Annotated in this window: 8 protein-coding genes; 5 read left to right on the top strand and 3 right to left on the bottom strand. The window is 72.3% G+C overall.

Features of this window, described 5'->3' with window-relative positions:
• On the bottom strand, window positions 1-479 hold a 479-nt coding region (locus ACFE60_RS17010; RefSeq protein WP_375390045.1), incomplete at its 3' end, for an ATP-binding cassette domain-containing protein.
• Window positions 480-527: 48 nt separating this feature from the next.
• Window positions 528-1,709, bottom strand: a complete 1,182-nt coding sequence (gene glgA / locus ACFE60_RS17005) for a glycogen synthase (RefSeq protein WP_375390044.1) — start codon at window positions 1,707-1,709, stop codon at window positions 528-530.
• Between the two features lie 108 nt (window positions 1,710-1,817).
• Here glgA and glgC point away from each other — a divergent pair, with 108 nt between their 5' ends.
• Window positions 1,818-3,059, top strand: coding sequence for a glucose-1-phosphate adenylyltransferase (glgC, locus tag ACFE60_RS17000; protein WP_375390043.1), 1,242 nt, complete (start codon window positions 1,818-1,820; stop codon window positions 3,057-3,059).
• 19 nt (window positions 3,060-3,078) lie between these two features.
• Window positions 3,079-3,699, top strand: a complete 621-nt coding sequence (gene serB / locus ACFE60_RS16995; RefSeq protein ID WP_375390042.1) for a phosphoserine phosphatase SerB — start codon at window positions 3,079-3,081, stop codon at window positions 3,697-3,699.
• 120 nt (window positions 3,700-3,819) lie between these two features.
• Here the strand turns inward: serB and fabG are convergent, their stop codons facing one another.
• Window positions 3,820-4,527, bottom strand: a complete 708-nt coding sequence (gene fabG, locus ACFE60_RS16990) for a 3-oxoacyl-ACP reductase FabG (protein ID WP_375390041.1) — start codon at window positions 4,525-4,527, stop codon at window positions 3,820-3,822.
• An 86-nt stretch (window positions 4,528-4,613) separates the two neighbouring features.
• Between fabG and ACFE60_RS16985 the strand changes: the two genes are divergently transcribed.
• From ACFE60_RS16985 to ACFE60_RS16975, 3 genes are read left to right on the top strand one after another with little or no spacing between them, the layout of a single operon-like run.
• Window positions 4,614-4,895 carry a DUF3099 domain-containing protein gene (locus ACFE60_RS16985; protein WP_375390040.1) on the top strand — a complete coding sequence of 94 codons (282 nt, stop codon included), beginning with the start codon at window positions 4,614-4,616 and terminating at the stop codon, window positions 4,893-4,895.
• Window positions 4,892-5,113: a hypothetical protein gene (locus tag ACFE60_RS16980; RefSeq protein ID WP_375390039.1), complete on the top strand. Its 222-nt coding sequence runs from the start codon at window positions 4,892-4,894 to the stop codon at window positions 5,111-5,113. The genes ACFE60_RS16985 and ACFE60_RS16980 overlap by 4 nt, the downstream gene beginning before the upstream one ends.
• 7 nt (window positions 5,114-5,120) lie before the next feature.
• The gene (locus ACFE60_RS16975; RefSeq protein WP_375390038.1) at window positions 5,121-5,981 is read left to right on the top strand and encodes an SURF1 family protein; all 861 of its coding nucleotides are present in this window, start codon (window positions 5,121-5,123) and stop codon (window positions 5,979-5,981) included.
• The last annotated feature ends 65 nt before the right edge of the window (window positions 5,982-6,046 follow it).

Genomic DNA, 6,046 nt, shown 5'->3' with positions numbered 1-6,046 from the left:
ACGTGATGAACGACCAGCGCAAGGTCATCTACGAACAGCGCGCCGACATCATGGACGCCGAAACCGTCGGTGAGGTGGTCGAGGCGCCACTCCGCGAGCACCCGGTTCGCGCGGCGCACGTCGATGTCCTCGTACTGCTCGTTCCAGCGGCCCGTCACCGAGTACGCCGCGGTGAGCACCACGTCGAGCACGGCCTCGGTCGGCGGGATCCGCTTCGCCATCGCGGTCGACGCGAAGCCGATCCGCGGCCGGACCTCGAACAGGTCGGCCCTGCCGAGCTCGGCGTCGAGCACGGTCACCCGACCGCGCGTGGGATGCGTCAGAGCGGCGGCGAGCTGCAGCAGCGAGGTCTTCCCGGCGCCGTTCGGGCCGAGGACGACCCAGCGCTCGGCGCTGTCGACGGTCCAGGAGACGCCGTCGAGGATCGTGGTGCCGCTCCTGGTCAGCGAGACGTCGGAGAGCTGCAGCACCACGGGCATGACGCTCACCCTACGGGTGCGTACGTATGGACTTCGATCGGAACGCGATCAGACGAGCGACCGGTACACGTCCACGGTCTGGGCGCCGATGGCGTCCCAGTCGAACACCGCGCGGGCCCGCTCGCGACCGGCGACGCCGTACCGGGCGGCCGTCCCCCGGTCGAGCACGGTCTCGGTGAGGATCGCGGCGAGATCCGCCACGAAGCGGTCCGGGTCGGTCGGCGTGCCGGTGCCGTCCTGCACCTGGTCGATCGGGACGAGCCGGCCGGTCCCGCCGTCGACGACCACCTCGGGGATGCCGCCGGTCGCCGTGCCGACGACGGCGGTGCCGCAGCCCATCGCCTCCAGGTTCACGATGCCGAGGGGCTCGTACACGGAGGGGCACACGAAGACGTCGGCGGCGGTCAGCAGCGCGGTCAGCTCGGGACGCGGCAGGATCCGCTCGATCCAGACGATGCCGGTCCGCCGCGTCTGCAGCTCCGCGACCATGCCGGACACCTCCGCCATGATCTCCTTCGTGTCAGGAGCGCCGGCGCACAGCACCACCTGCACCTCCGGCGGCAGCGCCGCGACGGCGCGCAGCAGGTAGGGCAGCCCTTTCTGCCGCGTGATGCGCCCGACGAAGATGATGGTCGGGCGGTCGGGGTCGACCCCGAGGGAGCGCACCAGGTCGGGGTCGTGGTTCGGCTTCCACTGCTCGAGGTCGATGCCGTTGTAGACGACGTGGAGGCGTGCGGGGTCGACCCGCGGGTACGAGCGGAGGATGTCGTCGCCCATCCCCCGGCTGACCGCGATCACCGCGTCCGCCGCCTCGTAGGCGGTGCGCTCGATCTCGGAGGAGATCCGGTACCCGCCGCCCAGCTGCTCCGCCTTCCAGGGGCGCAGCGGCTCGAGGCTGTGCGCGGTGACGACGTGCGGCACGCCGTGCAGCAGCTTCGCGAGGTGCCCGCCGGCGTTCGCGTACCAGGTGTGCGAGTGCACGAGGTCGGTGCCGGCGGCGCCCTGCGCCATCTGCAGGTCGACGCCGAGCGTCTCGAGCGTGCCGTTCGCGCCGGCCAGCTCCGCAGGCGTGCGGTAGGCCGTCACGCCCGCCTCGTCGCGCGGTGCGCCGAAGCAGCGGACCTGCACCTCGATGCGGGCGCGGAGCGCCTTCGTGAGCTCCGCGACGTGCACGCCCGCCCCTCCGTAGATCTCCGGCGGGTACTCCTTGGTCAGCAGATCGACGCGCACGCGGTCACCCTAGACCCCGCTCCGGCGAGCGCCCACGTCCCCCCAAACGGGTCCCTGACGGGGGATTTCCAGGTCACCCGAATGTCCGGTGGGAGTACGGTGAGCGCCATGCCATCGAAGAAGATATTCGGCATCGTGCTCGCCGGCGGCGAGGGCAAGCGCCTCATGCCGCTCACCGAGGACCGCGCCAAGCCGGCCGTGCCGTTCGGCGGCGTGTACCGCCTGATCGACTTCGCGCTGTCGAACCTCCTCAACTCCGGCCTGACGCAGATCGTGGTGCTGACGCAGTACAAGTCGCACAGCCTCGACCGGCACGTCGCGGAGACCTGGCGGCTGTCCGGGCTGCTGAACTCGTACGTCGCCTCCGTGCCTGCGCAGCAGCGGCTCGGCAAGCGCTGGTACCTGGGCAGCGCCGACGCGATCTTCCAGAGCCTCAACCTGATCGGCGACGAGCAGCCCGACATCGTGGTCGTGGTCGGCGCCGACCACGTGTACCGGATGGACTTCAGCCAGATGATCGAGGCGCACATCGCCTCCGGCCGCAAGGCGACGGTCGCCGCGATCCGGCAGCCGATCGAGCTCGCGAACGCGTTCGGCGTCATCGACGTCGACCAGGACGACCCGACCAGAATCAACCGGTTCCTCGAGAAGCCGAAGGACCCGCGCGGGCTGCCGGACTCGCCGGACGAGGTGCTCGCGTCGATGGGCAACTACGTGTTCGACACCGACGCGCTGATCGCGGCGCTGGAGGCGGACGCGGAGCGGCCCGGCTCGAAGCACGACATGGGCGGCGACATCGTGCCCGCCTTCGTCGAGCAGGGCGATGCAGGCGTCTACGACCTGAACCGCAACGGCGTGCCGGGCTCCACCGACCGCGACCGCTTCTACTGGCGGGACGTGGGCTCGATCGAGTCCTTCTACGACGCGCACATGGATCTCGTGTCGGCCCTGCCGGTGTTCAACCTGTACAACCGGCGCTGGCCGATCTACACGCAGACGCTGAACTCGCCGCCGGCCAAGTTCAACCGCGACAGCTACGGCAACAACACCGTCGTGCACGACTCGATCGTCTCGCCGGGGTCCCTGTTCTCCGGCTCCCGCATCCAGAACAGCGTGCTCGGCCCGTGGGCGATCGTCGAGTCCGGCGCCTCCGTCACGGACTCGGTGCTGTTCGATCGCGTGCGCATCGGTGCAGGCGCGGTCGTGCAGCGGGCGATCCTCGACAAGAACGTGGTGATCGCGGAGGGCGCGCGCGTCGGTGTCGAGCACGAGCGGGACCGCGAGCGCGGGCTGACCGTGACGGACAGCGGCATCGTCGTCGTGGGCAAGGACGTCCGGGTCGACCCCTGACGCGTGGAACGCTAGGCGGGTGAGCCGTCTCCTGGTCGTCCTCGACGTCGACTCGACGCTGATCGGCCAGGAGGTCGTCGACCTGCTCGCCGACGCCGCCGGCGTGGGCGCCGAGGTCGCCGCGGTCACCGAGGCGGCGATGCGCGGCAAGCTCGACTTCGCCGCCAGCCTGGCGCGCCGGGTCGCGCTGCTGGCCGGGCTGCCCGCCTCCGTGCTCGTCGACGTCCGCTCGAGGATCACGGTCACCGACGGGGTGCCCGAGCTGATCGCCGCGGTGCACGCCGCGGGCGGCGCGGTCGCGGCGGTCTCGGGCGGGTTCCGTCAGGTGCTGGACCCGCTCGCGGCGCAGCTCGGTCTCGACCGGTGGCACGCGAACGACCTGGAGGTCGCCGGCGACGAGCTGACCGGGCGCGTGCTGGGCGGCGTCGTCGACGCGGCCGTCAAGCGCGAGCGGCTGCTGGCCTGGGCCGCGGAGCTCGGCGCCGATCGCACGATCGCGATCGGGGACGGTGCCAACGATCTCGCGATGATGGCCGCAGCCGACCTGTCGGTCGCCTTCGACGCGAAGCCCGCCGTGCGCGCCGCCGCGGACCTGGTCCTGCCGGGCCGATCGATGCGGCCGCTGCTCGCGCTGCTCTGAGGCTTTCGCGGATCCGGATGGCTTGCACGACACGCCGACCCGATCGCTCGCAGCCCGGCGTGTCGTGCGATCCATCCGGATCCGCGCGAGGAATCCGGATCCGCGAACGGACGGAATCGGTCAGTGCCCCATGCCGAGGCCGCCGTCGACCGGGACGACCGCGCCGGAGACGTAGGACGCCTCGTCGGAGGCGAGCCAGAGCACCGCGTCCGCCACGTCGTCGGCCGAGCCGAACCGGCCGACCGGGATGCGGCCGAGGTACTCGGCCCGCTGCTCGTCGGGCAGCGCCGCCGTCATGTCGGACTCGATGAACCCGGGTGCGACGACGTTCGCGGTGATGCCCCTGGTGCCGAGCTCGCGGGTCAGGGAGCGGGCGAAGCCGATCATCGCGGACTTCGAGGACGCGTAGTTCACCTGCCCGGCGGAGCCGAGCATGCCGACGACGCTGGAGATCAGGATCACGCGGCCGAACCGCGCGCGGAGCATCCCCTTCGACGCGCGCTTCACGACCCGGAACGCGCCGCCGAGGTTCGTCGCGACGACGTCGTCGAAGTCGGCCTCGCTCATCCGCAGCAGCAGCGTGTCCTTCGTGATGCCGGCGTTCGCCACCACGACCTCGACCGGCCCCAGCTGCGCCTCCACGACCCGGAACGCGGCGTCCAGGGAGGCGGTGTCGGTCACGTCGGCCTGCACGGCGAGCACCCCCTCCGGCCCGGAGCCGTCCCGAGCGGTGACGGCGACCCGGTGGCCGGCGGCGGCGAAGGCGAGCGCGATGGCCCGGCCGATGCCGCGGTTCCCACCGGTGACGAGGACGGTGCGTTCGGTCATGACGGGGGCGTCTCCTTCCGCGAGGCTCCCGAGAGCCTAGGACGCGGACCGGGAACAGCCCCTGCGGGGCGTAGGTTCTCCCCATCATGGCTCGCGTCGTCGTGCAGTCCGCGACTGCTCTTCCCGCCTCCCCCGAGGAGGACCGCAAGCACCGCATGCGCGCCTACTCGACCGCGATGTCGATCCGCATGGCGTGCTTCATCCTCGTGTTCTTCGTGCCCGGCTACTGGAAGCTCGTGTTCGGCATCGGCGCCGTCGTGCTGCCGTACGTCGCGGTCGTGCTGGCCAACGTCGGAGCGAAGGGCGCGAGCCGCGCGGTCGCGCCGCCCGTCGCCCAGCCGCTCGCGCTCGAGCAGCGGCCGGAGTGACCGCCGTCCCCGAGCGGCACACCTGCTCGCGGGCCGGCTGCAGGCGGGAGGCGACGACCGCGATCCTGTGGCGCAACCCGCGCATCCACACCGGCGATCGCCGCAAGACGTGGCTCGCCTGCGCCGAGCACGTCGCCGTGCTGCGCGACTTCCTGGCCGCTCGCGCGTTCCCGCTCGAGGTGACCCCGCTTCCGGCATCGCCCGACCGGGTACGCTGACGGCTCCGTGGAGCAGCTCGGCCGGATCGCGCGTGCCCTGGTCTCGGACGGCCGGTGGCACCGGTACCTCGCGCTCGCGATCGCCTTCGCGATCGGATGCGGGCTGCTGTCGTGGTGGCAGTTCGCCCGCCGCGCCGACACGGCCGCGGCGAACGCGCTGATCTCGTCGAACGCGGCCGCGCCCGCGGTGCCGCTGTCGCGGCTGCTCCCCACGAGCACCGCGTACCGGCCCGGGCTGCAGTGGCGCACGGTGCAGGTGGAGGGCACCTACCTGACCGGCGACCAGCTGCTCGTGCGCAACCGCGTCGATCCCGACGGCGACCCGGGCTTCGAGGTGCTCACCCCCCTCCGGCTCGCCGACGGCACCGTGTTCGTGCTCGACCGCGGCTGGGTGCCGATCGGCACGAAGCAGGACCGGCCGGACTCCGTGCCGGCGGCGCCGTCCGGCACGGTCACCGTGCTCGCGCGGCTGCAGGGGGACGAGGGACCGCTGGCCGGCCGCACCGCGCCCGCCGGCGAGATCCCCTCCATCGACCTGCACGCCGTCGCGGACGACCTCGGCGGCACGGTCTTCACGGCCGCCTACGGCCAGGTGCGGTCGGAGTCCCCCGCCGCGCCGTCCGCGCCGCAGCGGATCGAGCCGCAGCCCGCCGACACCGGGGTCGACGAGGGCACGCATCTCTCCTACGGCATCCAATGGATCCTGTTCGGCCTGCTGGGGTTCGGCGCGCTCGGCTGGTCGATCCGCCGCGACCTGCTCGACTCGGGCGACGACGTCGTCACGGCCGCGGAGGAGCGCGCCGTCGCGCGCCGGGCGAAGCGGGCGCCGTCCGACGAGTCCGTGGAGGACGCGCTCAGCGAGCGCTGACCGCTCAGCTGACGCTGATCAGCTCCGCGTACTCCGGGGTCCAGAGGTCCTCGGTGCCGTCCGGC

Origin of the sequence: uncultured Amnibacterium sp., from assembly GCF_964245895.1 — a bacterium.
Taxonomy (GTDB): domain Bacteria; phylum Actinomycetota; class Actinomycetes; order Actinomycetales; family Microbacteriaceae; genus Amnibacterium.
This window is presented reverse-complemented; position numbering and strand designations above follow the sequence as displayed.

Bases quoted from the DNA above. Each gene is read 5' to 3' on its own strand.
- ACFE60_RS16985 (WP_375390040.1), top strand. From the start codon at position 4,614: ATGGCTCGCGTCGTCGTGCAGTCCGCGACTGCTCTTCCCGCCTCCCCC.
- fabG (WP_375390041.1), bottom strand. From the start codon at position 4,527: ATGACCGAACGCACCGTCCTCGTCACCGGTGGGAACCGCGGCATCGGC.
- glgC (WP_375390043.1), top strand. From the start codon at position 1,818: ATGCCATCGAAGAAGATATTCGGCATCGTGCTCGCCGGCGGCGAGGGC.